The following is a 25,451-nucleotide window of genomic DNA, read 5'->3' as shown; positions in this document are numbered from 1 at the left end:
ATGGATTTTAAGAAAATTCCTGTAAAAATATATGGTTTGCTGGCGCTTTTTCTAGCGCTTGCTATTGCTTCCGGAATACTATTTGGCCGGATCCTGGTCAATCACTCATTTGTAGTTTCATATGCAAAGGGGAATTATCAGCCAGCCAAGGAAGAGGGCCTTCTGACGCTTAATGTGCCGGAGAGCTACCTGCCATATTACAATCTTGGAAATGTTGCCTTTGAAAAAGAGGATTATAACAGTGCGATAGGTTACTATACGAGGGCGTTATCTCTTTATCCTGTGGGACAAAAAGAGTGCGATATCAGGATCAATCTAGCGCTTTCAATGTGTTATAGTATCGATTTTGATAATCTTACGACTCAGGACAGTCTTGACTCTGCGCAGGTAATCCTGTATAAAGCAAGGGATATCCTTTTGACCAATAAGTGGGCTACGGAGAATGGAGCGGGGCATAGAGATGACGATGCCCAGCAGCTCAAGGAAGATATCGACAGAATGCTTGAGCAGCTACAAAATCCGAATGGTGATGACTCTCAGAATGATCCGAACCAGGATGAAGAAGATAAGGACGATGGTGAGAACTCTGATGACAGTGATAAGTCAAACAACCAGACAGAAAAAGAAAAGAGACAAAAGGATAAGCTTGACAGGAATAAGAAGGATGCCCTTGAAGAGCGAAGGCAGGATCAGGACTTTCTGGATAAGTATGGCAGCCAGGGAGATGGCGAGGATGCTGCAGGAATAGGAGAAAAAGGCGGAAGCTATAAGCCTTGGTAAATTAAAGAATTTGAAGTGCTCATGTTTTGTGGACACTTAAGTGTTAAGGAGTATTTTTTTTAAGGAGTTTTATGAGAAAATATCGTTTATTAATATGTAGTCTTGGACTTATTGTGAGTCTAGCAGGTTGTAGTTTTTTACAGAACGGAGAGGCAGACGAATCTGCTAGTGAAGCTTCCTGGGAAAAAAATCCTGGAGCCTCAGCAAATACCGGTAATTCAGATGCTCCAGACAAAGAAGCTTCATTTGATCTGGCTTTAGATGGAGAGAAAAGCGACCTTGGAGAATATAAGGAGTTTCTTGATGGCACAAAAAGTGCGTTAGGTAATTACGAGGGAAATGAATATGAAGTATGGTACAATAAGCTCCCTCATGATGCTGATGACTGGGAGAGTTACAGTGTAAGCGATGAGAGAGTAGACCTTGATAATGATGGCAAATATGAACTTATCTTAAATGGCCCTTATGGCGGAATGTATATTGATGAGAGAAATGGTGAGTATTATGTACTTGCTGAGGGAGAGGGAACCGCAGGCGAACTTGGACATGTCGAGTATGACGGAAAAATGTACATTTTCCACAGGGATGTATCTCACGGCGGACGTAAGATATATTTATTTGACTGTTATAACCAGGATGGGGAGAAAGTAGATTCTTTTAACCTGTCAGCAGAATACTGGGATGCTGAGTATGATTATTATAATTCAGACAGTGATTTTACTTATAGAGGACAGAAGATCACGATGGATGAGTATGAGAAGCTCATGAAAGAGATCATGAATTCTCCTACTAAAGCAGAATACGGCGAGATTCTGGCTTCCCATGAATTTGACACAGAAGATGACAGCCCCAAGATAGCCTACGACGGAAGCGACACATTTTATGATGCCATGGACGAGTTCTATGGCGAATATACTTATAAGAAATCATCTGACGGACTGGACGGAACCCTGAGCATCATACAGGAATTTGATAATAGCAGAGAGTACAGCATTTTTGATGGGAATACAAATGGATACAGATTCACTGCGCTTGGTTCCAATGTTGAGTATATTAAGGGCAACAAGATGTTTATGAAGTATCCAGAGACAGTTTATGAAGACGGAACTGAGGTGCTCAAATACTACATCATTGCAAGGCGCGACGACTGTATATTCCTCTTTGAGACAGATGAAAACTACGAGAATCCTGCATATATCTATACTGCATGGGAGAAGTATTGATACAAATGCATTATAACTAGAACTGGCGCAGCTTATCTGAAAGCGAGGAAAAGAAATGATCATTCTTTTTCATACAGGCTACAATATCATAGAGAAACCCGATGTTCACTATGGCAGGAAGAATGCTGATTTCGGACAGGGCTTTTATACAACGGATGATGTGGATTTTGCGCACAGATGGGCAAGAGAACAGGATGGCTGTGATATTATAGTCAACCACTATGAACTTGATGACAGTGCCCTTAAGGTAAAAGAGTTTAAGAGAGACAGCGAGTGGTTTAGATATATCTTTTCCAACCGAAGGATGATGCCGGATCTTTACAGCGATTACGATCTGATCATTGGCCCTATTGCCAATGACACTATTTATGAGACCTTTGGCATAATTACAAGTGGCTTCTTATCTGATGAAGAAGCCATGAAGCTTCTGCTGGTGGGCCCCTGCTCACAGCAGATTGTATTAAAGTCCCAGAAGGCAGCAGACAATCTGAAGTTTGTGTCCAGTGAGATACTTACCAGAGATATGATACTCGAAGCTGCAGCCAAACACCAGGAGGACAGCAAATTCTACCAGACAGAATTTGCCAGAGTTATGAAGGAAATGGAGATAGAGTGAGATAGAAGGTAAATACCTTGTAAACCCTTGCGCTGAAAAAGTGCAAGGGTTTTTTATCGTATGTATTATCCCTGTTTTAAATAATTGCAATAAAATAGCCGATACAATACATGGATAATAAACTTTTTTAGGAGCCGGAGTATGGTTATACAACATTGCATGGAGGCGATGAACGCCAACCGAATGTTAAATGTTAATGTCAAAGACCAGGCCAAGGCATCTGAGAAACTATCTTCAGGATATCGCATTAATAGAGCTGCAGATGATGCAGCCGGACTATCTATTTCCGAGAAGATGAGGCGACAGGTGCGAGGGCTTACTCAGGCTGCCGAAAATGCTCAGGATGGAATATCTCTAGTCCAGATTGCAGAAGGGGCTCTTAATGAAGTTCATGATATGCTTCAGAGAATGAATGAACTGTGTGTTAAATCTGCAAATGATACCCTTACATATGAAGATAAAACTTATATTCAAAGCGAAATAGAGGCACTACAAAGTGAAATAGACAGAACTGGTGGTGTTACTACTTTTAATGAAATAAAAATCTTAAATGGAATCAGACAGGAAATGATAAGGGCTGCGTCTCCTACGCTTGCTTATAATGGCATTAGTGGTGGGACTCTTACACAGGCTACATCAAATGCACTAGCCAGCTATTCAATCAGACCATTGTCAGATGGTACCATACTTACCACAGGAAATGGCTCAGAAAAAACATATTATAGCGTAAATGGCCCCAATCCCCCTGCCCACCAGGTGATTTACGATGATGATGGAAATATAATAGATGAAATTATCCCGGGATCAAGTAGATATCCATATTCAATTTCCAAGGAAAGTGTGTACAGAGATATTGCCAGCAGGTTATCAAAAGCTAACACAACAGATGATTATACAGTATCTATCACTTACCAAATTGCCGGCCCTGATGAGGGTAAGTTTAATATGGAGTTCTTTGGCAAACTCCAGTTAAAGCTTCAGGTTGGCTCAGAAGCCGGGCAGACAATGGATATTAAGATCAGCCCTGTTAATGCATCTTCCCTGGGCTTATGGAATGTCAATGTTGCAACCAGGGATAACTCAGGCCCGCTTTCAGGTATAGAAACTGTCAAAAATGCTATCGAGATTACTTCCCGTGAGCGTTCTAACCTTGGAGCGTATCAGAATCGTCTAGAACATACAATACGTAATCTTGATAATGTTGTTGAGAATACAACCGGAGCTGAATCAAGAATAAGAGACACTGATATGGCGCACCAGATGGTGAACTACTCTAATAGGAACATATTGATTCAGGCAGGTCAGACTATTCTTTCTCAGGCTAATCAGACTAATCAGGGAGTACTCAGTTTGCTTCAATAAATACTTCTGGAAAAGACATGCAGGATTAAATTTCATTTTTGGGAAAAAGAAATGAAATAAAATGTTTGAAAAAGTCTTATATTTCACTTTTTTTATATGTAGTTTATTTTGTGTTAAGAAATTGATGTTATAGTACATCAAGACATGTGGTGTTTACTAATCAAAAAACACCAGCGATAAACTTAATATGAATTTTATAGTTTTTTCGAAGAGTTCATCTAAAGTTTTAATTATGGTATGCCGATAAGCAATTTGAAAAGGCTACGGGTGATTTATTTTGATGGATGAGGCTGCGATATTAATTCGCAGAACTATGCTACCACGAAATATGCTGGAACATCTATAGCCGCGACACGAGCATACCTGCCGAAATGTTTACGTTCGATTCTAAAGTTTCGGAGGTAGGACAGATCGGAGGGAAAAGAATGAGCTCTGAAACAACAAACATCGAAAACAGAGGGAAAGGAGATGGTAAGAAAAAGCTTATAATTGCTATTGTCGCTGTTGTCTTTTGCGTCCTCATCATAGCAGTTACTGCCATGGCCGCACTTCTTGTTAAGACCAATAGAGAAAAACAAGCAGCTCAGAAACCTGAACAAAAGCCTAAGGAAGTAATCACTGCTGAAAATGTGGATGAAGTATTAGCTGAGATGGAAGAAGATCAGGAATCAAGAAAGAATATTCCACAAAGCTATACAGTATCTCAGAATTCTGATTGGGAATTTTCTGCGGATACACTCGAAACTAAAAATGCATATGTCAAAAATGATCAGTCTAATGAGACCCCGATATACTTTGATCTTGTAGTTGATAATACTGAAGAAATAGTATATTCATCTCCTGTACTGGAGCTCGGTGCAGAGATAAGAGGTTTTAAATTAGACAAACCATTAAAGGCAGGCACTTATGTTTGCACAGTGGTCTATCACTTGGTTGACGAAGAACAAAATGAGCTTACCTTTGTAAACATTGGTGTCAATGTGACGGTGAATTAAATTGGTAACTATTCGTCCAAGGATGGACGGAATAATATACACATAATCAAGGAGGATTTTATTATGTACAATTTTAAGAAATTTGTAGCTTTAGGAATGGCAGCAGTAATGACACTTGGATGTGGTGTTACAGCATTTGCAACAGCAGGAGACGAGGATGCCGCCGTAGAGGTTACTGGAGCAGGTACTAGTGCATTTGTAGATAAGGATGTTTACGCAGTTGCAGTTCCTACAGGTGATGCACTTACAAAAACACTTGCATTCACTACTGATCCTTATGGACTAGTTGCAGAGGCTCATCCAGACAAGAAGATTGAAGATGGCGCTAAGGTTTTATTTGCTTCAACTTTAGATGGTCTTGATTATGCAGGAACAAGTGATGCACTTACAATTACTAACAAGAGCTCAATGGGCATAGTTTTGGATATTGAAGCTAAGCTTGTCAAGGGTTCTGCGACATATGCTGCAGGATATTCTAAAACTAAAGACTTTAGTGGCACTGGTGATGATGCTACAGGATTGTATTTTGGACTTCTTGCAGATAATGAGGTTGAGAAACCACTTGACGAAACTGGTGTAACATTTAAGAATGTAGCTCTTTCAGCAGCTGATGAGTATGAAGTTAAGGACAATGATGGCACATATACATATACTATAAAAACTGATGCTACAGATCTTCCTAAATACGAGTTTGCTGTTACTGCAGCGCTTAATACAGATGCTGCTGAGACAACATGGTATAGCATATCTAACAAAGTTAAAACAGCACTTACAATGCCATCTCTTTCAGTAAAATTCACTCCTACTGGAATTAGAGAGTGCAAAGAAGCAAGCGTTTTAGTTGAAGGTGAAAATTTCTATATTTCAAAGCCTGATGTTGAGGGTGGCTTTGGAACAACAAAGCCTACAGCTATCCTTGTAAATGGTAAGGCAGTAACTACTGTTTCAGATAATGAAGATGGCTATGTAAAGGTTACATGGAAAGATGTTTATACTGCATGGGGCTACACTGACACAACTATTAAAGACCTCTCAGAGGATGAACAGAATATAATCTTTAATGGTGTTAAGAACTTCAAAGTAACTGCAAACTCAGTGGATTACTATGCTGAAGTTAAGTAAATAAGAAAACTACATTTTTCTTGCGGGTGGCGAATGCCACCCGCTTTTTTGATATATGATAGTATGAAATGTTGTTAAATATACGAAATTGCATTAAAATTAATATATCGAGTTAGCGGAACAATAATACCAGGAAGAACAGAAGCTTGAGATAATATGAATAATCGCAAAGAGATTTTTGTCACCAGATCGTCAATGCCAAGTTATGAAGAATACTGTGAAGCTATAAAGCCATTGTGGGAATCACGATGGCTTACTAACATGGGCGAATATCATCAGCGATTGGAAAAAGAACTGGCTGATTATTTGGATGTTCCACAGATATCGCTTATGGTTAATGGACACATGGCTCTGGAAATGGTCATTCAGACATTTGATTTTCCAAGAGGCAGCGAAGTCATTACTACTCCATTTACATTTATTTCTACCACTCACGCGATTGTTAGAAATGGGTTAAAACCAGTGTTTTGCGACATAAAATTGTCTGACGGAACTATAGATGAAAATAAGATAGAAGATCTTATCACAGAAAATACTGTGGCTATTCTGCCTGTTCATGTCTACGGCAATATTTGTAATGTAGATGCCATTCAAAAGATTGCAGATAAATACGGATTAAAAGTAATTTATGATGCAGCCCATGCTTTCGGTGAAAAGCTAAACGGTGTGGGAATCGGTAATTATGGAGATGCATCTATATTCAGCTTTCACGCAACGAAGGTATTCCACACCATTGAAGGTGGCGCCGTAGTTTGTAAAAATGACGAGATATATGAAAAACTCTATAATCTTAAAAATTTTGGAATAAGAGATGAGGAATTGGTAGTTTCTGTCGGGGCAAATGCCAAGATGAATGAGTTTTCTGCAATTATGGGACTGTGCAATTTGACACACATAAATGATGCCATTGCTGCCAGAAGATATGTTTATGATACCTATAGAAGATTACTTATGAATGTGAAAGGGATAAGCCTTTTTGATGAGCAGGCAGATGTAAATAAAAGTTATGGTTATATGCCCATTATTGTTGAAAGTGATTATTCTTTATCTCGAGATGAACTGAACCTGAAATTAAGAGAAAAAGGAATCTTTCCTAGAAAGTATTTTTGCCCGGTTACAGCTGATCACGTATGCTTTAAAAATAGGTATAGGAATGAAAAAATTGATAATGCCAGAAAACTCGCTGAGAAAATACTTGTTCTTCCTATCTACGAAGGGATGGAAGAGTACGATTTAGAAAGGATTATCTCATTGATATGATATTTGAAGAACTCTATAATTACCAGCCCTATGCATTGGAGGTATCAGATAAAGAAAAATTATTATTGCCATATCTTAATGAATTGAGTAACTATCATTATCATAATTGCCAAGAATATCGCAATGTAATAGATGTGTTACTTGGAGGGTATAAAGAAGCAGGCACTATACTGGATGTTCCTTTTTTACCTGTAAGGCTTTTTAAGGAACTAGATTTATATAGCGTTAACAGAGATGAGATTATAAAGGTAATGACATCTTCAGGAACAACAGGGTCACAACCTTCGCGGATATATCTTGATAAGGAAACTGCAGCCAGACAACAAAAAGTAATGATAAAAATACTGTCTGATTTTATTGGTACTAAGAGACTTCCAATGCTTATTATCGATAATAAAAGCGTTTTACGAGATCGAACAATGTTGGCAGTTCGTGGAGCTGCAATACTGGGATTTTCTATAGCAGGCTCAGATCGTTTTTTTGCTCTTAAGGAAGATATGAGCTTTGATATAAATGGTGTGAAAGAGTTTATTGACAAACATCATGATGAAAAAATATTGATTTTTGGTTTTACATCAATGATTTGGCAGTTTTTTTATAAAGCTTTTGGAGATAGGGAAATATCATTTGAAAACTCAATTCTGATTCATGGTGGCGGATGGAAAAAACTTGAACTTGAGAAAGTTAACAATGATAGATTCAAAGAATGTTTAAAAGAGAGATTTGGGATTAGTAGAGTTCACGACTATTACGGCATGGTAGAGCAGACAGGATGCATCTATATGGAGTGTGAATACGGTCATTTGCACGTTAGCAACTATTCAGATGTCATAATTAGAAGAAAAGAGGATTTCTCTGAAGCTGAGGTTGGAGAATCTGGACTTATACAAGTCATTTCAACTATTCCGATTTCTTATCCGGGACATTCCATACTCACAGAAGATATGGGAATGATATTAGGCCATGATGACTGTCCATGTGGAAGAAAGGGGAAATATATAAAGCTTCTTGGACGAGTGAAACAAGCAGAAATCAGAGGATGTAGTGATGTTTACTGAGAATGGAGCAGAGATTCTTTTTGGTAATGCAGATTGTTCTTTTAAGCCTTTTAGTGTTTTTGATGATAAAGTATGTAGCTTTTTAGATTTATTGTCGAAAGAACTAAGGACAAATAGAGATACAAGGGCGTACTCGGATATTCATACATTTGCATTCTTTATCAGGAAAGCGAATTTAGATAGATTAAAGCAGAGAACAAATATAGGCAGTAGCGAGTTTTATAGATTTGGGAGAGGGCTTGTATTTCATATCACCCCATCTAATATTCCTATTAATTTTGCTTATTCATGGGTCTTTGGACTGCTATCTGGTAATTCAAATATTGTTAAAGTTTCCTCTAAAAGATTTGAACAAACAAAAATAATATGCGAAGCGTCAGAGAAAGTTATCAAACAAAATCCAGAATTATTGTTTATAAAAGATACTAATCAGATAGTTTTGTATGAACGAAATCGTGATGATATTACAGGAGCATTTTTGTCAAAATGTGATGCCAAAGTTATTTGGGGTGGTGACTCAACGATAAAAAAAGTACGTGGCTTTGAGTGTAAACCTAGGAGCATAGAGGTAGCTTTTGCAGATAGGTATTCTTTTGCTGTATTTAATTCTGATGCCATTTTAAATGCAAATGAAGAGGAAATTGTAGAAATATGTCACAGATTCTATAATGACACTTTTTTAGTTGATCAAAATGCTTGTTCATCACCACATATGATCTTTTGGTTAGGCAATTCATCCGAGTCAGCTAAAGATATTTTTTTCTCAAGGCTAAAGGAAATAAGCAAAAAATATCAATTATCGGAAATAGTTGTTAGTGACAAATTTGAGCACTTATGCAGAATGGCTGCAGAGAAAAAAATTGATTCTGTAAATAGATATAGCAACGTGCTATATGCATATGATTTAAATGATCCAAATTCGGATATAGAAAAATATAGAGGAAAGTGTGGGGAATTTTTCAATATTCATGTGAATAAAATCGATGAAATGATTCAATATTTTGATGATGAAAAAATACAGACGTGTGTAGTTTATGGTGTGAATAAAAATGAAATTCTCTCTAGTATTTTACAGAGAAATATTAAAGGAATAGATAGAATCGTGGATGTTGGACAAGCTCTTTCTTTGGATATTTTTTGGGATGGATGCAATGTGCTTGAAACCCTTTCAAGAGTAATTATGTATTAAGGTGGAAAATGGCTGAAATAAAAAATTTAAAAGAAATGTCAAAAAGAATGCGACTAAATTCAATTGATATGGCATATAACGCAGGTGCTTTAGGAGCACACCTTGGCGGAGGGTTATCTTGCATTGAGATATTTGCAGCTTTGTTTGGAAGAACAGCCAAGTTAGTTGGTGATCATTCAGAAATAGATAGAATTATAGTTGGAAAAGCACATTGTGTTTTAGCTTATTATTCTGCTTTGGTAGAAGTAGGAAGTCTGAAAATCGATGATTTGAAACAATTTGAAAAAAATGGATCCCAATTGGCAGGCCATCCAAAAAGAAATATAGATATAGGCATTGATTTTTCAGGGGGGAGTTTAGGAATGGCAGCTCCTGTCGCAGTGGGAATGGCTATTTCGATAAAGAAACATAATAGGAATAATAAAGTGTTTCTGGTCTTGGGAGATGGAGAATGCGAAGAAGGAACAATTTGGGAAAGCCTGATGATAGCTTCTCATTATAAACTGAATAATTTGGTAATTATAGTAGATAATAACAAGCTTCAGTCAGATGGCCCTGTATCATTAGTGGCTGGAATAGATGATTACAGGGAAAAGTTTGAAGCATTTGGGTGCAGTGTTGTATCGGTAGATGGACATAATGCGGATGAAATTGCTGATAAACTAGATATTTCTATGGAAGATAAACCATTATGTGTTATAGCAGATACTGTTAAAGGCAAGGGAGTTTCTTTTATGGAAAATGATCCGGGATGGCACCATGGGGTTCTGACAGAGGATATGTATGTAAAAGCTAAGCTGGAGATTATGAATGGTTGAAAAAAAGAAAATAAGAAGCTGGTCAAGATTAGGACAATCTGGTACAGCTTGTGGAGTGGCAATTTATGAAAGTATTGAAGAATATAGCAATATATACGTCATAACAGCAGATCTAGGGGTTACCGCTGGATTAAAGCGAGTAATGGATAATTATCCGGATAGATTTATAAATGTTGGAATTGCTGAACAGAGTTTAATAGGCGTAGCGTCTGGAATGGCATTTGAGGATAATAATGTATTTGCAGTTTCATTTGCTACGTTTTTGACGATGCGTGGGTATGAGCAGATCAGGCATAACTTGGGCTATCAGAAGGCAAATGTTAAACTACTAGGAATATCCGCGGGAGTAGCGATGGGGATGTTCGGTAATACTCATTATGCCATAGAAGATATTGCAATCATGCGGGCAATTCCTAATATGCTTATTTTATCGCCGGCGGATGCTCTTGAGGCATATTATTGCATTAAAGCAATGTCTTCTTATATAGGCCCGGCTTATATAAGATTATCGGATGGGGTAAATTCTTTGCCGGTATATGATGAAGATTATGACTTTGCTATTGGGAAAGCTGTTACTCTAAGAAGTCTTTCAAAGATCAACATAATTGCAACTGGGCGGATGGTACATGAAGCAATCGCTGTATCAGATATTTTTAAGGAAAAGGAAATTAGTATTGGAGTAATAAACATGCATACCATTAAGCCTATCGATGAAGAAATATTAAAAACTATTTGTAATTCGCAGCTTATTTTCTCTATTGAGGAACATAGTGTTATTGGTGGTCTCGGAAGCGCTATTTCAGATTATTATGATTGCCTTGATAAAAGACCAAGAATAGAAAAGATAGGTATTCATGATGTTTTTCCTACAGTTGGTAATAAAGAATATGTTAGAAAAGAGTGTGGCTTATATACTGACGCTATAGTAAAAAGGATTGAGAATATTATAAGCAATGATAGAGCGATCAATTGATGAATTAAAGAAAATAGCAACTAGTGTAAGGATTGATATAGTGGAAATGACATATAATGCTGGTAAAAGAGGTGCTCATCTAGGCGGGAGTATGTCATGCGTGGAGATACTTGTTGCACTATATATGGGAATAATGAAATGCCCTGAGGCTGTTCAGCGGAGTGATAGAGATAGATTTATTCTGAGCAAAGGACATGCGGCGATGGCTTTGTATGCAGTATTGCATCAAAAAGGGATTATTCCTGAATACGAAATTAAAAATGCGCTTAAAGATGGCTCATTATTGTGTGAACATCCCAAAATGAATGATTCATATGGGATAGAAGTTTCTGGCGGAAGCCTTGGGCAGGGTTTATCAATTGGAGCAGGGATGGCGCTGGCACTCAAAAAGAAAAACAATAATGCAAATGTGTATGTTCTACTTGGAGACGGTGAGTGTAATGAGGGGCAAGTATGGGAAGCTGCGCATACAATACAGCATTACAGACTTAATAATGTTGTGACTATAGTAGATAAAAATGGGTTACAGTTTGATGGTAGGACAAAGGATGTACAAGACGGAAATCGATTGAAAGAAAACTGGGAAAGTTATGGATTTGATGTAGTAGAAATTGATGGTCATAGTTTTGAGCAATTGATAAGAGCCTTATCAGATAGAAACAGCATTCCAAAGGTGATAATAGCAAATACTGTTAAAGGGAAAGGTATTTCATTTGCTGAAAATGCTACAGAGTGGCACAGTAATTTTTTGACGGATGAACAATACTTTAAAGCAAAGGATGAACTGAAAAAAAGTGATTGAAATAACGCATAAGAATTGTAGAAAATGGTCTATGCTAGGAATGCGTAGGACTTGTGGTATGGTTCTGAAGGAATTAGCTATAAGCAATTCAAATATTATCATAGCCACAGCGGATATGGCACGTTATTTTGGTGGAGAAGCGTATTCACGTGACATACCGGATCAGTTTGTCGATGTAGGGATAGCTGAACAAAATCTTATTGGAGTAGCAGCGGGAATGGCAAAAGAGGGCTATACCGTTTTTGCTGAGTCATACGCAACTTTTATTACTTCCAGGTGCTTGGACCAGATTCGAATGAATATGGGGTATATGGAATTGCCTATTAAATTGATTGGTGTTGGAGGTGGACTTTCAGATGGCAGATTTGGACCTTCACATATGGCGTTGGAGGATATTGCGAATTTAAGGGTGATTCCTGGAATAACTATTTTATCACCTGCTGATTGTGCAGAGCTGACGTTAATGCTTGAAAAAGTAGTTGATTATGATAAACCCACATATATCAGGCTGACAGGCGGCGCAGAATGTCCAATTGTATTTGACTCAAGTTTTGAGTTTGAAATTGGAAAAGCAAATTGTATTATTGATGGAAAAGAAATTGCGATTATTGCGACAGGAACTATGGTTGCATGTGGAATTGAGGTTGTGAATTTATTAGAAAAAAATGGGTATTCTGCAAAACTAATAGATATGCATACATTGACCCCATTAGACAAAGATTCAATAAATGAGCTTATGGATTATAAGCTAATTGTGACAATGGAAGAGCATATGATAAATGGTGGCTTAGGGAGTGCAGTATCTGAATATCTGGTGACCCAAAAAAAGCATCCTGTTCAGATGTTTGTAGGAATAAGGGATGGTTATCCTAAAACGCGAGATTATAAAGAATTGCTCAATGTGAGTAATTTTGGGGCAGAACAAATAGCGAATAACATAATAAAAAAATTAATGGAGATATAACGATATGACTAATTATGAAAAGTATTTGGAGGCGTTTGTTGAGTGTTTTTCTGTGACTACAGAGCAGGCGATTGGATTAAAGTATCAGGATGTTAAAGAGTGGGATTCTGTTGGTCATATGGATCTTATAGCAACGCTAGAGGAAAGCTTTGACATCATGATGGAAATGGACGATGTAATTGATTTTAGTTCATTTGAAAAAGGAATAGAAATAATAAAAAAATATGGGGTAGATATCTGATGGGGGATTCGAATGGAATATAGAACGATTCCGGGTACTGATGAAAAAGTTAGTGTGATTGGGCTTGGAGCATCATATGCTTCTGAAAATTTAGATAGAATTCCCCAAATAATTGAAATGGCTATAGATAATGGAATTAATTTGTTTGACACTGTTATGTCTGTGGAAAATGCATTTAAGTATTACAAAGATGGGTTGTCGAATTATGCTAGAAAATCATATAAGCTTCAAATGCATTTTGGCAGTAATTATGTAGATAATAGATATTGTTGGTCAAGAGATTTAGAAACTATTAAAAAAGGTTTTGATAGTCAATTGGAATTGCTGGGATGCGAGTATGCTGATTTCGGCCTTGTTCACTGCATTGATACGCTAGAAGATTATGACAATGTGATGAATAATGGCTTATGGGATTATCTATTATCTTTGCAAAAAGAAGGAGTTATCAAAGAAATAGGGTGTTCCACTCATAATCCAGATATTCTAAGAAAGTTTATAGCTACTGGAAAGATAAGATTGGCCATGTTTAGTATTAACATGGCGTATGATTATCTTAATCTTGGAAATTATGCAATTGGAACATTGGAAGATAGATATAATCTATACAATGAGTGCGAGCAAGCAGGAATAGCGTTAACTGTAATGAAACCATTTGCCGGGAAAAGAATGCTACATGCGGATTTGAATTCTTTTGGAGAGGCGTTTTCCGTAACTCAATGTATTCAATATGCCCTTGATAGGCCCGCCGTTGTTTCCGTTTTACCTGGAGTGGCAAATATCAATGAACTTGAGGGGGTACTGGCATTTTTATACTCATCGGAAACTGAAAGAGATTATTCGAAATTATATAGTCTATCAGAGCATTATTTTCATAGCGGTGGAGAATGTGTGTACTGTAATCACTGTCAGCCTTGTCCAGTTCATATAGATATAGGTTTGGTAAATAAATATTATGATTTGTCTCGCATAGGAGATAAATTAGCAGATGGTCATTACGATAAACTGCAGGTAAAAGCAGACTCCTGCATAATGTGTGGCCATTGTGAACAGGTATGTCCATTCCATGTTAAACAGATGAAGAGAATGAAAGATATATCAGATTATTATTCCAAAAAGGGATTATGAAATGGGAAATGTTTTAGATCTTTTTTTGAAAAATGTAAGTGACATTCCGAATAGTGTTTTTGTGGTAGATAACAATCGAGAATGTACTTATCTGGAAATGTATAGAAAAGCTATAAATGCTTCTAAATTGATTTCATTTTCTACGGAAAGTGTCATTTGCCTTTTTATGGAAAAAGGTATAGAGGCCATAGCTATGATGCTTGGGGCGGCTTTAGCAGGTAAAGCATATGTTTTTATTAACACTACGGCGCCTGAAAATAGAATTAAGAAAATGATGGAAGTAGCTGGAGTTAAATATCTTTTTGCGGAAGAGTGCTTTTCAGAATTTTTTTTAGAAACCGACATTGAAGATAGAATTGTAATAGTTAGGAAAGCAGCATTTGATAAAGCAGAGTCAGAACCCAGTGTAGACAATTGTTGGCCTACCAGTACCTTACTTTATGGCATGTTTACAAGTGGAACTACAGGTATTCCTAAATTGGTAGTAGCTAGTTCTGAAGCAGTATATGAATTTATAGAAGATTTTGTAAATGAAATTGGATTATCGAGGGAAGATATTGTTGGTAATCAAGCACCTTTCGATTTTGATGTATCGGTAAAAGACATTTATTCTACAATTTATACTGGCGGGAAACTGGTGCTAATAGACAAAAAGTTTTTTTCCAGGCCAGACGAACTTCTTGACTATATAAGAGAAAAGAAGATAAACACTTTAATATGGGCAGTAACAGCTTTGTGCATGGCTTCAGCAACAAAAGAGTTCGATGAAAAAATTAGTAAAGAGATAAAAAAAGTATGTTTTAGTGGTGAAGTAATGCCGATGAAGTATCTTCGTATATGGAAATCAGCACTTCCAAATTGCTCATTTTACAATGTTTATGGCCCTACAGAAGTAATCTGCAATTGTACCTGGTATCAAGTTAATGATTCGGATATGACTTCTGATAGTATTCCGATTGGAAAGCCGTTTAGAAAGAGACGAGTATATTTAATAGATAATAAAGGAAACTTGATTTGTGACGATGATGTAAAAGGAGAAATTTGTGTAGGTGGGGGATTGTCTTCCGGGTATTACAACAATTTAGAAGAAACAACCAAGAAATTTGTAGATTTTCAAATTAACGACAATGACAGTGTCTATGTTTATCATACTGGAGACATTGGATACTACAAGAATGGCTTATTGTATTTCGTTGGTAGAAATGATTTTCAAATTAAGAGAATGGGGTATCGCATAGAGCTTGGTGAAATTGAAAACCGAGTTATGGATATAGACGGAGTGGAACTTGCATGTTGCATATACAATACAGAAACTCAAAAATTATGTCTTTTTTACACGGGATATATAAAGTCAGATCGAATTAGAAGAGAATTAAGAAATACAATTCCAGTGTACATGCTTCCTAACAGGATTATCCAACTAGTTGAAATGCCTGTTAATAAAAATGGAAAGATAGATAGAAATGGGATAAAGCAAGACTATGAGAGATATTTTGCTTAGTAATGACGAGTAGCATATGTTTTACAGATTAGATGCTCAGATTAGAAAAGACATACTATATATGACGTATGGTTCAGGTAATGCTGGTGTTCATGTTGGCTTAAGGAGATTGAATAATGAATTTAGCTGTATATGGTGCAGGAGGGTCAGGAAGAGAGGTTTATGATTTATTGCAGCATTGCCCTAAGCAAAGACAAAAATGGGATGAGATAGTTTTTATCGATGACACAAAAGAAGAGGGAAATTTACATGATAGCAAAAGAATGCCTTTTTCAAGATTGAAGGAGTTGTATACCCCGGATAATACAGAAGTGATCATAGCAATAGGAGAACCCAAGCAAAGGGAGCGACTATATAATGAAGTAATAAGTAGTGGATATATATTTGGTAATTTGATCCATGATAATTCTTTTATCAGCGACTATGCAAAAATAGGATCTGGCATAGTAATACAAGAAGGGGTGATTATTTCATCAGATGCTGTAATAAATGATAATGTGTACATTAATCATCGATGTATGATTGGCCATGATGTTGTTATAGGTAGTAATTGCCAGATATCAGCAAATGTAGTTATTTCTGGTGGAGCACATGTAGGAGAAACAACTTTTATTGGTGGAATGTCATGTGTAAGGGATCATACAAACATAGGGACTCATTGTATAGTGTCGATGGGAGCAGCAGTATTAAAAGATGTTTGTGATTATTCTATTGCAATGGGAAACCCTGCTAGAGTCATAAGAAAAAATGAAAATGAAAAGGTTTTTAATTAGAAACATAGCCAAAATTATCAATGGGGTATCAGCAAATGATTTCGTATAACTGTTTTATATCTGTAGTTTCCGACGGAAATTATATATATTGGGTTTCTGAAATAACTGGAATAGGTATGCGTATGAGTATTGAGAGTAATGTTGTCGAATATCTTAATATTCCATGGAAAAGCGTTGGAATTAAACCGAGTGGAAACGCTGTATTGGCTATAGACGGAAAAGAGCTATTTGGAATAGCTGGAAATGGGAAATATTTTTTTAGTTTTAATATTGAAAAATGCAGTATTAAGCTTACCAGTTTATCGCTTGAGAATGTTTTTGCTCATGATTTTGCTTTTTCTGGGATAAATGGAGATTATGTTTATTTTTTGCCATATCAGTTTGATCAAATTGTTTTGATGAATAAATATAGTGGGGAAATTGAATATATTTCATTGGAAACAGATTCAGCTATTAGTGAAGATGGATTATTTTGCGCAGGTAGAAACGATACTAAATCTGATGTTGTTACATGCTTTGATTATAGTAGTAATAAGTTGTTTAAAATCTCATTCACTAATAGAGAATGTTTGACAAGTCATTATCCCTCAGATATACAAAAACCATTATACGTTTATGAGTGTACTGATGGATATTATATATTAACTATTTCCGGAGATGTTTTCTATTGGGAAGAAAAGAACAGTAATGTAAGGCAAGTGTATAACAATCTTTCTAGTGAAAGAGATAATACAATTCCTTTTGCATCTATTTGTGTGAAAAATAATAAATTATGGATAATGCCTTGTTATAGTGAGGATATAGTATTAGTTGATCTTAATAATGGCTCAACAAAAAAATGTATTGATTATCCATGTGATTTTCATTATAAAAAAAATAATAGGATGTCAAATTACACAAGGGCTGTCGAGATAAATGGAACCACCTATTTTGCAATGCACACTGGGAATTATATTTTTGGAGTTAATGAAAATGGTAATGGAGAGTTTATTAATGTGATTTGGCCGGATGATACTATGCTTATTGATCAATGGTTGCTTTCGAATGACATTGTAAATGAAGGAGAGATGAAGCTAAGTGGATTCATTAACTATGTGAATAGGGTGTAATTTAGATAAGTATGAAAAAAAAGATAATAATATATGGCATATCGAACACAAAACTTAGAAGTATGGCAATATCGTATCTAGACGATGATTATGAGATACTTGGCGTTAGTGATAGCTTTTTGCATGAAGATGTTCTGCAAAACGAGCAGTTTATTTCTCCAAATCAAATTATCAACTGTTCATTTGATTATATTGTTTTGCTTATATGGGATGAAGAAAAGCGCAAAAAGGTATTATCCTATCTTCAATTTATAGGAATTGAAAGATCGAAAATAGTTGAGCCAGTATTGTTTTTATTGAATCAACCAGAGTATATTCCAAATTTAATTGAAGAAATATATTCAATTAAAGAGAAAAGTATTGAAACGCTTGTTATGGGACTATCTTATTCACTTAGAGGATTAGACTATTCAATGTTTTATGGTGGGATAATTGATTTGTCTTGGCATGGACAAGATTTGTATTACAATTTGAAACTATATTCAGAACTGAAAAAGAATAAAGAGTTGCATGATTCGATAAAGACTATTCTGATGGTATTTCCTTATTATTATTTTAATTATGATATGTCTTTGTCGTTATATCAGTATTCTTCTGGGCAAATTTTTGCAAATAGAGGATTACAGGACTGGCATAATGCTATAAATGGAAGTGATGATGTGAAGGAATATATTAAATGTCAGAAGCTTTTTGGAAATAAATTTTGGAAGAACAAAAGATGGAGAAAAGTACAACCAGATAATTGTAATATAGCGTTGGATGAAAAAGTAACACTAGATGACATATGGAAAAAAATATATGAAGATACATGGAGGGAGAATATTCTAATATTTTATGAGTTTATAAAGATTACAAATAAAAACGTATCAGTGGTGATTCCACCAGTATTGCTACATTGTATTAAAGATGAAGAATTTGTCTATTATAATGAAATGAAAACTCGCTTTTATAGAGTATTGGAAGAGTGTAGTGACAGAATTGAGATATATGATTTTTCTGATGCGATAAATGATAATAGTTTATTTTATGACTATGAGCATCTTAATAATTCAGGGCGTTTAGCCTTTACAGAATTACTTATTAAGAAAATTGAAAGTGCAAATAAATAATTTCTCTATGAGGAAAACGTCATGAGGATCTGTAATACTGGTTTGAATTTTTTTCAAGTAAATAATGATTTAGGTGATTGCAGAATATGTGCTTGGACAACAGATTGCTATGTTGGAAATTTAATAGACCAATCTTATGAAGAAATCTGGAACGGTAAAAGAGCTTGTGCTTTGCGAAATAGACTGATCAATCAGGATTACTCAAAATGCATTATTGATAATTGCCCTTATTTAAGTAGAAATGAGATAGATAAGCATGTTGTAGATATAGATGATATACCTGAATATCCAGAACAATTAAGTTTGTCCTATGATAACGTATGCAATTATAACTGTAGTACATGTGATATACATGAACGATATAATGCAGCTGACAAAGATCAGATGCAACAAAGGTTTGATAAGATTGAAGAGGAATTAAAAAAGGTTTTTCCACATGTCAAAGAGATTAGTGCAAATGGGCAAGGAGAGCTCTTTGCCAGCAAGAGAACATTAAAAATGTTATCTGAATGGAAACCACTTGCTCCGGCAAAGGAATGTAAAGTCTCATTGGAAACTAATGGATCCTTATTTGATGAGGAACACTGGAAACAAATTGAAAATTTGGGACAATATAACCTATCTGTTTCAGTTACTGTTATGAGCTTTGATGAGTACACTTATCAGCAGTTATCTGGTGTTAGATACCCTATTTCACGTATTGAGAATAACTTACGATTTATTAAGTCTTTACGTGAAAAGGGGATAATTAACTATCTGGAACTTGCGACTGTTGTTCAGGAAAGGAACTTTAGGCAATTACCTGATTTTACTAGGCGATGTATTGAGGAATTTGGAGCAGATGAAGTAAGACTAAGATACTTTTTGCCGTGGGGGAAATATTCTGCTGATATTGAGTGGTTTGCAGATGTAAGAAATCCATATCATCCTTATAACAAAGAATTCTTGGAAATCATGAAGAATCCTATTTTCAAACATCCCAAGGTCAATGACTGGAGCGGCGGAAGAGGATCTCTTCTTGGAGAACATCCCTATAAGAAGAAATATGATAAAGCATTAGCTAAGCTAAAGATTCTTGACATGTATATTCATGATAGAACGCAGTTTGCAGAAAAGTTAAAAGGAGCTGTTTCCAATGATAAACCTATTGTGGTTTATGGTGTCGGAGAGATAGGCAGATTGATTTTGGATCAGCTCGCAGGCAATTATACAGATATTTGCGCGCTTGATAGAAATGCTGTAATGAATGCATACCAAGGGATTAAGATCAGTTGCCCAGACTGTGAAAAAGTATCGATTGATGGATGCCAGGTCATTATTACACCTATAGGTGATGATAATAATATAGAAATGTATTTAAAGCAGTTTGGATGTCCTGACCAATTCATTGAGATAGATTCTTTATTTGGCGAGACTATAAAAAATACGTAACAATTGTGCTGTTTTGTTGAAAATGTTCAGAAGATAAAATGAATATTTTGGAGTTGGCTCGATTTGAAGAGCTAAATGGTGAAAACTTCATAGATAGACCTTGCGATATAAGTATACTTGTCAATGTATATAACTTTGGCAATTTTTTGAAAGAAACATTTGAGGGGATTCTAGAGCAAGATACAGATTTTTCCATGGAGGTACTTGTTCATGATGATGCCTCAACCGATGAATCACAGGATATTGTAAAAGAATACTGTGAGAAATATCCAAATCTTTTTCATGGATTTATTGGACATAAAAACGTTTATGGAACGTTATCTGATAGTAAATGCGCAGAGTTTGAGAATGAATGGATAAGGCAATATGCCAATGGAAAATATTTTGCATATTGCGAAGGAGATGATTTTTGGACAGATAAAGATAAAATACAGGTTCAATTATCCTATATGATAAAACATCCGGAATGTAAACTAACTATGCATGATGCGATAATATGGGATTATCGTAATGAGAGCAGATACCGGATGAAAGAGGGCGAACCAGATCATGATCTATTAGTTGATGAACTAATTATGCAGAAAACGGGAATATGGCCAACTGCATCGATGATTTTTTCTAAGGATGTTGCATTGAGCCCTAAGTGGATGACCGAATGCTGGGTTGGAGATTGGCCTAGGCAATTGTACGCCATAGCGAATGGAACTGTGCACTTTTTTGGCAAGGCAATGAGTGTATATAGGTATATGCATTCTATATCATGGAGTAAAAGAACTTCTGAAAACATTGACATGGAATTAAAGCATTGTTTACAGATGATGCATTTTCTTGTTCTTTATGATAATTATACAAATGGTCAAAATCATGATGATATTGTTGAACGATGTGGAGGCTTTTACCTGAATTTAATTGGTAAAGTTGCAAACTATTCAGATTTAATAAGCATGATAAAAAAAATGAGTAAAGATATTAGAGAAAGCTTTACTTGGGAAATAGAACAACTTGAAAGTATTTGCATGTTGTTAAAATGTGAAGAGTGTTTGCCTCAAGAATTAGAAAAATTTGTTTCTGAGCAAAAGGAGTTTTATATATACGGAAATGGTAATAATGCACATTTATTGTCTGAGAAGTTGATAAAGAAAGGCATAAATTTTAATGGATATGTAGTATCGGATAATGAAATTATTAGTCTGGATGTTAGTAATGTCTTTCATTTATCTGATATTAAAGATAAAAACATTCCATTTGCAGTAGGAGTTGGTCCACAACACTATAAGGCAATTAAAAAGGTTCTTGAAGATTGTAAGGCAAAATACATTTTTCCATTTGTGATATCTGATTTTCCTAAGGTGAGAATATGAACAGGCCAAAAGTTTCAGTAATAGTTCCTACACATAATAGTGAAAAGTATATATCAGAAGCTTTGGACAGCTTACTGGCTCAGACATTTAAGTGCTTTGAAGTAATATGTGTCGATAGTAGTTCGGACAGTACACCGAGGATATTAGAAACGTATAGTTCAGAATACGATTGCTTTAAGACTATTTATGATCAAAATGGGAGTTATGGTCATAAGCTCAATAAAGGGATAAGTGAAGCATGCGGTGATTACCTGGCTATTTTGGAATCGGATGATTTGTTTACAGAGCATATGCTTGAAATTTTGTATAGTAAAGCATTGGAAAATGATGTTGATTTTGTAAAATCGTCATATTCGAATTTCTTTTCATTAAATCAAGAAAAAGTATTTGTAAGACAACATATTTATTATGGATACAAATATCTGAATCAGGTCATTGATCCACATGAATTACCAAATTGTCGACAATATACTAGTAACAATATCTGGACGGGTTTGTACAAAGCAAAATTTATAGAAGAGAATGATATAAGATTCAACGAATCACCAGGAGCATCCTATCAGGATACTGGTTTTAGCGTATTATGCGCAGCATATGCCAGGAAGATTATGCTTATAGGAGATAATCTGTATTTATATAGGCGCGATAATGAAGGCTCTTCTGTAAAAAGCCAGGAAAAGTATAAATGTGTTTATGATGAAATAAAGTGGTTAAATGGAGAACTAGAAAAGCGAAATTTGATGAGTGGTGACATAATTACATATTTTAATCTGACTAAAATCAATGCATATAGATGGAATGTTGCCAGATTGAACAGTGATTATCGGGAAGCGTTTTTGGACTTGGTAAAAAGCGATGTGGATGAGCATTTCTTTAAAATTGTAAAAGAAGATGCAATTTTGAAAGAAAAATCGGCTGAGCATTTCAATTTGACTAAAGAATTATTAAAGAAAAAAAGAAGTATTGTAATCTTTGGTGCTGGAATTAAAGGAGAATCGGTAGTAAAACTGGCGAGTCTTCTTGGAGAAAAGGATAATGTTGTATTATGTGATAATGATTCACGTAAATGGGGAACTAAGCTTGATGGAGTTTCTATTAAATCTCCAGAATATATTAGCAAAAAATCAGAGTGCAATGTAGTGTTGGCGATTGATGAAAAAAATCAAAGGGAAGTATACAAACAATTGTTAGCAATGGGTATCGAAGAAGATAAAATATTGGCAGTCCCTTTTTTTCCAGACCAAGATAATCTGGTTTTTAATTTGATTAGAGCGCTTGGACAATGCTCGCATGTTAGTTGAGGAAATCAATGAGATATCATCCTTTAGTATCAGTAATTATCCCTGTATATAATCGTGAAAAAACTATAGTACGTGCATTGCGTAGTGTTTTAAATCAGACATATGCTAATTATGAAATCATTGTTGTAAATGACGGATCAACTGATGGAAGTTTGAGTTTGATTAGATCATTTGTAGATGACAGAATAACTGTTATTAGTCTTAGCGAAAATCATGGTGCGTCTTTTGCAAGAAATATAGGAATGACGGAGGCAAAAGGGGAATATATTGCTTTTCAAGATAGCGATGATGAATGGTTAGCGGATAAACTGGAAATCCAAGTTGATTACATGTTTAATAACGGATTATATGCCGTTTTTTGCCCATATAATCAGTTTTTTTATGGTTATAAGTCATTAATACCTGATCAAATATTCTACCAATATGAGGAAATTGAAAAATCTATCTTAAAAATATTATCACGAAATAATATAATCGGGACACCATCTTTAGTGATTAGCAAGGAGATTATTGAAAAGGTTGGCGTTTTTGATACTCAACTTTTTAGACTAGAGGATTATGACTATGTAATTCGTATTGCAAAAAAATTTAAAATTGGTTTTATTGGTAGACCACTTTTAAATGCATTTGTTCAGGAGAATAGCCTTACAGTTAATGTGCATGAAGAAGAGGCAATTTTACAACTATTAAAAAAACATTCTGATTTTTTGGATAGTGAATACTTTGCAAAATATCTATGTTCAATTGGCTTTTTTGATAAAGGTGGGAAGGTAGATTGTAGCAAGGTTGAATGCTTCAATAATTTAACTTCCTATGACTGTTCTTCAAATGTTATTGATTATTATAGTACTGAATGTAATAGGAAAATAAAAATACTAAATACTCAGTTTAATTGTTTTGCCAATAATCCTAATGCGAATGAATTTGTAATTTATGGCGCTGGACTTAAAGGATGCAAGGCGTTGTATGAGCTAAGAAAAAAAGGAAAAGAACCAGTTGCTTTTGTTGTGTCAGATTGTGTGGAGAATTGTCAACTGAATGGTGTTCCTGTTTGTTCGATTGACGATATAGAAAATAAAGAATTACTGTTCATTATAGCGGCAGGGAGCAAAAATACAGAAGATATTGCGTTTAATCTTGTAAGCAAAGGATTTTTTAAATTCATCGTTTTTGAAGCATGAAATTGGAGGTGGAATGATTGAAAATAATGTGGATAATGTTGCTATCATAGTTCCGGTATATAGTAAAGAACTTACTCAAATTGAGAAAATAGCGCTTATTCAATTAAAAAAGACTCTTAATAGATATCCGATTATTTTTATTGCTCCAGAATCTTTGGACCTTTCTGGGATTACTGGAATAACAGATATGGATTTTGTGCAGAGGCTTCCAAACAATTTTTTTGAAAATGTTGAATCATATAATGAACTATGCCTTAGTAGAAAATTTTATGAGCTATTTTTGAAATATGAATATTTATTGTTTTATCAACTAGACGCATTTGTATTTGAAGATCAATTAATAGATTTTGTTAACTTAGGTTATGACTATATTGGCGCACCTTGGCTTAGAGGATACTGCAATTATGCATTTTTTGGACGAAATGTTTTTTATGTTGGAAATGGAGGCCTATCTCTTAGGAAGACATCCAAGATGATAGAGGTGTTAGAAAAGTATGAGAAAGAAAAGGTCGATTGTTATATAAATGAAGATGTTATTTTTGCTTCATATAAAAATAGAGGATTAAATATTGCACCAATAGAAGTGGCTTTAAAATTTTCATTTGAAGGAGAACTACATAGGTGCTTGGCAGAGAATAGGGGGGTGTTGCCATTTGGGTGTCATGCATGGTATAAGACGGATTTAAAATTTTGGAAACCATATATAGAAAAATATGGATATATATTACCAAAAGACATTCCTCCTAAACAGATAGATATGGATTCTATACATATGTATAAATGGATGGAAAAGAATTCTCTATTACTTAAGGATGATGAAAAATTTTTTTCTCTTAATGCGATAATTAATAAAAGGTGGCCTGACTTAAAGGAATCACGTCTTTTTTTGTGGGGGGCCGGATTCTATGGGAAACATATATGCGAGGTGCTAAAACAAAATATGATTAGGCTTGATGGTTTTTTGGATTCGGATTTGAGCAAAATAGGACGTCAAGTTTGTAATATGAGAGTTTTTCCAATAGAAGAATTGGAAAACGGAGATAAAATCATCGTTACAGCAGCTCCTCCTGTGGATAAGAGTATTAGCCACAGATTAACTGATATTAAATGCAATATTCAAATTGAATATGCTACTTGGGATGAATTGATTTAAGGAA

The 25,451-nt window shown here is 35.2% G+C and carries 24 protein-coding genes; all 24 read left to right on the top strand.

Features of this window, described 5'->3' with window-relative positions; all coding sequences use genetic code 11:
- The 24 genes from BPR_RS11155 to BPR_RS11040 all read left to right on the top strand — a co-directional run bounded on the left by BPR_RS11155 (window position 1) and on the right by BPR_RS11040 (window position 25,447).
- The gene (locus BPR_RS11155) at window positions 1–780 is read left to right on the top strand and encodes a tetratricopeptide repeat protein (RefSeq protein ID WP_013281591.1); all 780 of its coding nucleotides are present in this window, start codon (window positions 1–3) and stop codon (window positions 778–780) included.
- A 71-nt stretch (window positions 781–851) separates the two neighbouring features.
- A complete protein-coding gene (locus BPR_RS11150; RefSeq protein ID WP_013281590.1) occupies window positions 852–2,003 on the top strand; it encodes a hypothetical protein in 1,152 nt (383 codons plus the stop codon).
- Between the two features lie 55 nt (window positions 2,004–2,058).
- Window positions 2,059–2,619: a DUF3990 domain-containing protein gene (locus tag BPR_RS11145; protein WP_013281589.1), complete on the top strand. Its 561-nt coding sequence runs from the start codon at window positions 2,059–2,061 to the stop codon at window positions 2,617–2,619.
- Between the two features lie 141 nt (window positions 2,620–2,760).
- Window positions 2,761–3,981, top strand: a complete 1,221-nt coding sequence (locus BPR_RS21470) for a flagellin N-terminal helical domain-containing protein (protein ID WP_013281588.1) — start codon at window positions 2,761–2,763, stop codon at window positions 3,979–3,981.
- Between the two features lie 425 nt (window positions 3,982–4,406).
- Window positions 4,407–4,976 (top strand): flagellar basal body-associated FliL family protein, encoded by a 570-nt coding sequence (locus tag BPR_RS11135; RefSeq protein WP_042256965.1) that lies wholly within the window; start codon window positions 4,407–4,409, stop codon window positions 4,974–4,976.
- 63 nt (window positions 4,977–5,039) lie between these two features.
- A complete protein-coding gene (locus BPR_RS11130; protein ID WP_013281586.1) occupies window positions 5,040–6,098 on the top strand; it encodes a hypothetical protein in 1,059 nt (352 codons plus the stop codon).
- 156 nt (window positions 6,099–6,254) lie between these two features.
- A complete protein-coding gene (locus BPR_RS11125; protein WP_013281585.1) occupies window positions 6,255–7,358 on the top strand; it encodes a DegT/DnrJ/EryC1/StrS family aminotransferase in 1,104 nt (367 codons plus the stop codon).
- A complete protein-coding gene (locus tag BPR_RS11120) occupies window positions 7,355–8,416 on the top strand; it encodes a LuxE/PaaK family acyltransferase (protein ID WP_013281584.1) in 1,062 nt (353 codons plus the stop codon). Before BPR_RS11125 ends, BPR_RS11120 begins: the two co-directional genes overlap by 4 nt.
- On the top strand, window positions 8,406–9,605 hold the full coding sequence (locus tag BPR_RS11115) for an acyl-CoA reductase (RefSeq protein WP_013281583.1): 1,200 nt from the start codon (window positions 8,406–8,408) through the stop codon (window positions 9,603–9,605). The genes BPR_RS11120 and BPR_RS11115 overlap by 11 nt, the downstream gene beginning before the upstream one ends.
- A gap of 8 nt (window positions 9,606–9,613) precedes the next feature.
- Complete coding sequence (locus tag BPR_RS11110) at window positions 9,614–10,423, top strand: transketolase (protein WP_013281582.1); 810 nt, start codon at window positions 9,614–9,616, stop codon at window positions 10,421–10,423.
- Window positions 10,416–11,396 (top strand): transketolase family protein, encoded by a 981-nt coding sequence (locus BPR_RS11105; RefSeq protein ID WP_013281581.1) that lies wholly within the window; start codon window positions 10,416–10,418, stop codon window positions 11,394–11,396. The genes BPR_RS11110 and BPR_RS11105 overlap by 8 nt, the downstream gene beginning before the upstream one ends.
- Window positions 11,377–12,198, top strand: coding sequence for a transketolase (locus BPR_RS11100; RefSeq protein ID WP_013281580.1), 822 nt, complete (start codon window positions 11,377–11,379; stop codon window positions 12,196–12,198). Before BPR_RS11105 ends, BPR_RS11100 begins: the two co-directional genes overlap by 20 nt.
- A 31-nt stretch (window positions 12,199–12,229) precedes the next feature.
- A complete protein-coding gene (locus BPR_RS11095; RefSeq protein ID WP_013281579.1) occupies window positions 12,230–13,162 on the top strand; it encodes a transketolase family protein in 933 nt (310 codons plus the stop codon).
- A 4-nt stretch (window positions 13,163–13,166) separates the two neighbouring features.
- Window positions 13,167–13,403 (top strand): acyl carrier protein, encoded by a 237-nt coding sequence (locus tag BPR_RS11090; RefSeq protein WP_013281578.1) that lies wholly within the window; start codon window positions 13,167–13,169, stop codon window positions 13,401–13,403.
- Window positions 13,404–13,415: 12 nt separating this feature from the next.
- Entirely contained in the window at window positions 13,416–14,528 is a 1,113-nt protein-coding gene (locus BPR_RS11085; protein ID WP_013281577.1) for an aldo/keto reductase, read from the top strand.
- Window position 14,529: 1 nt separating this feature from the next.
- Window positions 14,530–16,029, top strand: coding sequence for an AMP-binding protein (locus BPR_RS11080; protein WP_013281576.1), 1,500 nt, complete (start codon window positions 14,530–14,532; stop codon window positions 16,027–16,029).
- Between the two features lie 116 nt (window positions 16,030–16,145).
- The gene (locus BPR_RS11075) at window positions 16,146–16,802 is read left to right on the top strand and encodes an acetyltransferase (RefSeq protein WP_013281575.1); all 657 of its coding nucleotides are present in this window, start codon (window positions 16,146–16,148) and stop codon (window positions 16,800–16,802) included.
- Window positions 16,803–16,924: 122 nt separating this feature from the next.
- A complete protein-coding gene (locus BPR_RS11070; protein ID WP_143754294.1) occupies window positions 16,925–17,911 on the top strand; it encodes a hypothetical protein in 987 nt (328 codons plus the stop codon).
- Window positions 17,912–17,922: 11 nt separating this feature from the next.
- Window positions 17,923–19,020: a hypothetical protein gene (locus BPR_RS11065; RefSeq protein ID WP_013281573.1), complete on the top strand. Its 1,098-nt coding sequence runs from the start codon at window positions 17,923–17,925 to the stop codon at window positions 19,018–19,020.
- 21 nt (window positions 19,021–19,041) lie between these two features.
- Entirely contained in the window at window positions 19,042–20,451 is a 1,410-nt protein-coding gene (locus BPR_RS11060) for a radical SAM/SPASM domain-containing protein (protein WP_013281572.1), read from the top strand.
- A gap of 38 nt (window positions 20,452–20,489) precedes the next feature.
- Window positions 20,490–21,812, top strand: coding sequence for a glycosyltransferase (locus BPR_RS11055; RefSeq protein ID WP_013281571.1), 1,323 nt, complete (start codon window positions 20,490–20,492; stop codon window positions 21,810–21,812).
- Window positions 21,809–23,113 (top strand): glycosyltransferase family 2 protein, encoded by a 1,305-nt coding sequence (locus tag BPR_RS19910; RefSeq protein WP_013281570.1) that lies wholly within the window; start codon window positions 21,809–21,811, stop codon window positions 23,111–23,113. Before BPR_RS11055 ends, BPR_RS19910 begins: the two co-directional genes overlap by 4 nt.
- A gap of 8 nt (window positions 23,114–23,121) precedes the next feature.
- The gene (locus BPR_RS11045; RefSeq protein WP_013281569.1) at window positions 23,122–24,294 is read left to right on the top strand and encodes a glycosyltransferase family 2 protein; all 1,173 of its coding nucleotides are present in this window, start codon (window positions 23,122–23,124) and stop codon (window positions 24,292–24,294) included.
- A 13-nt stretch (window positions 24,295–24,307) separates the two neighbouring features.
- Window positions 24,308–25,447 (top strand): DUF5672 family protein, encoded by a 1,140-nt coding sequence (locus BPR_RS11040; RefSeq protein WP_013281568.1) that lies wholly within the window; start codon window positions 24,308–24,310, stop codon window positions 25,445–25,447.
- The last annotated feature ends 4 nt before the right edge of the window (window positions 25,448–25,451 follow it).

The organism is Butyrivibrio proteoclasticus B316, from assembly GCF_000145035.1.
Classification (GTDB): Bacteria; Bacillota; Clostridia; order Lachnospirales; family Lachnospiraceae; genus Butyrivibrio; species Butyrivibrio proteoclasticus.
Note: the sequence above shows the minus strand (reverse complement) of the source record. Positions and strands in the feature narration are given on the sequence as shown.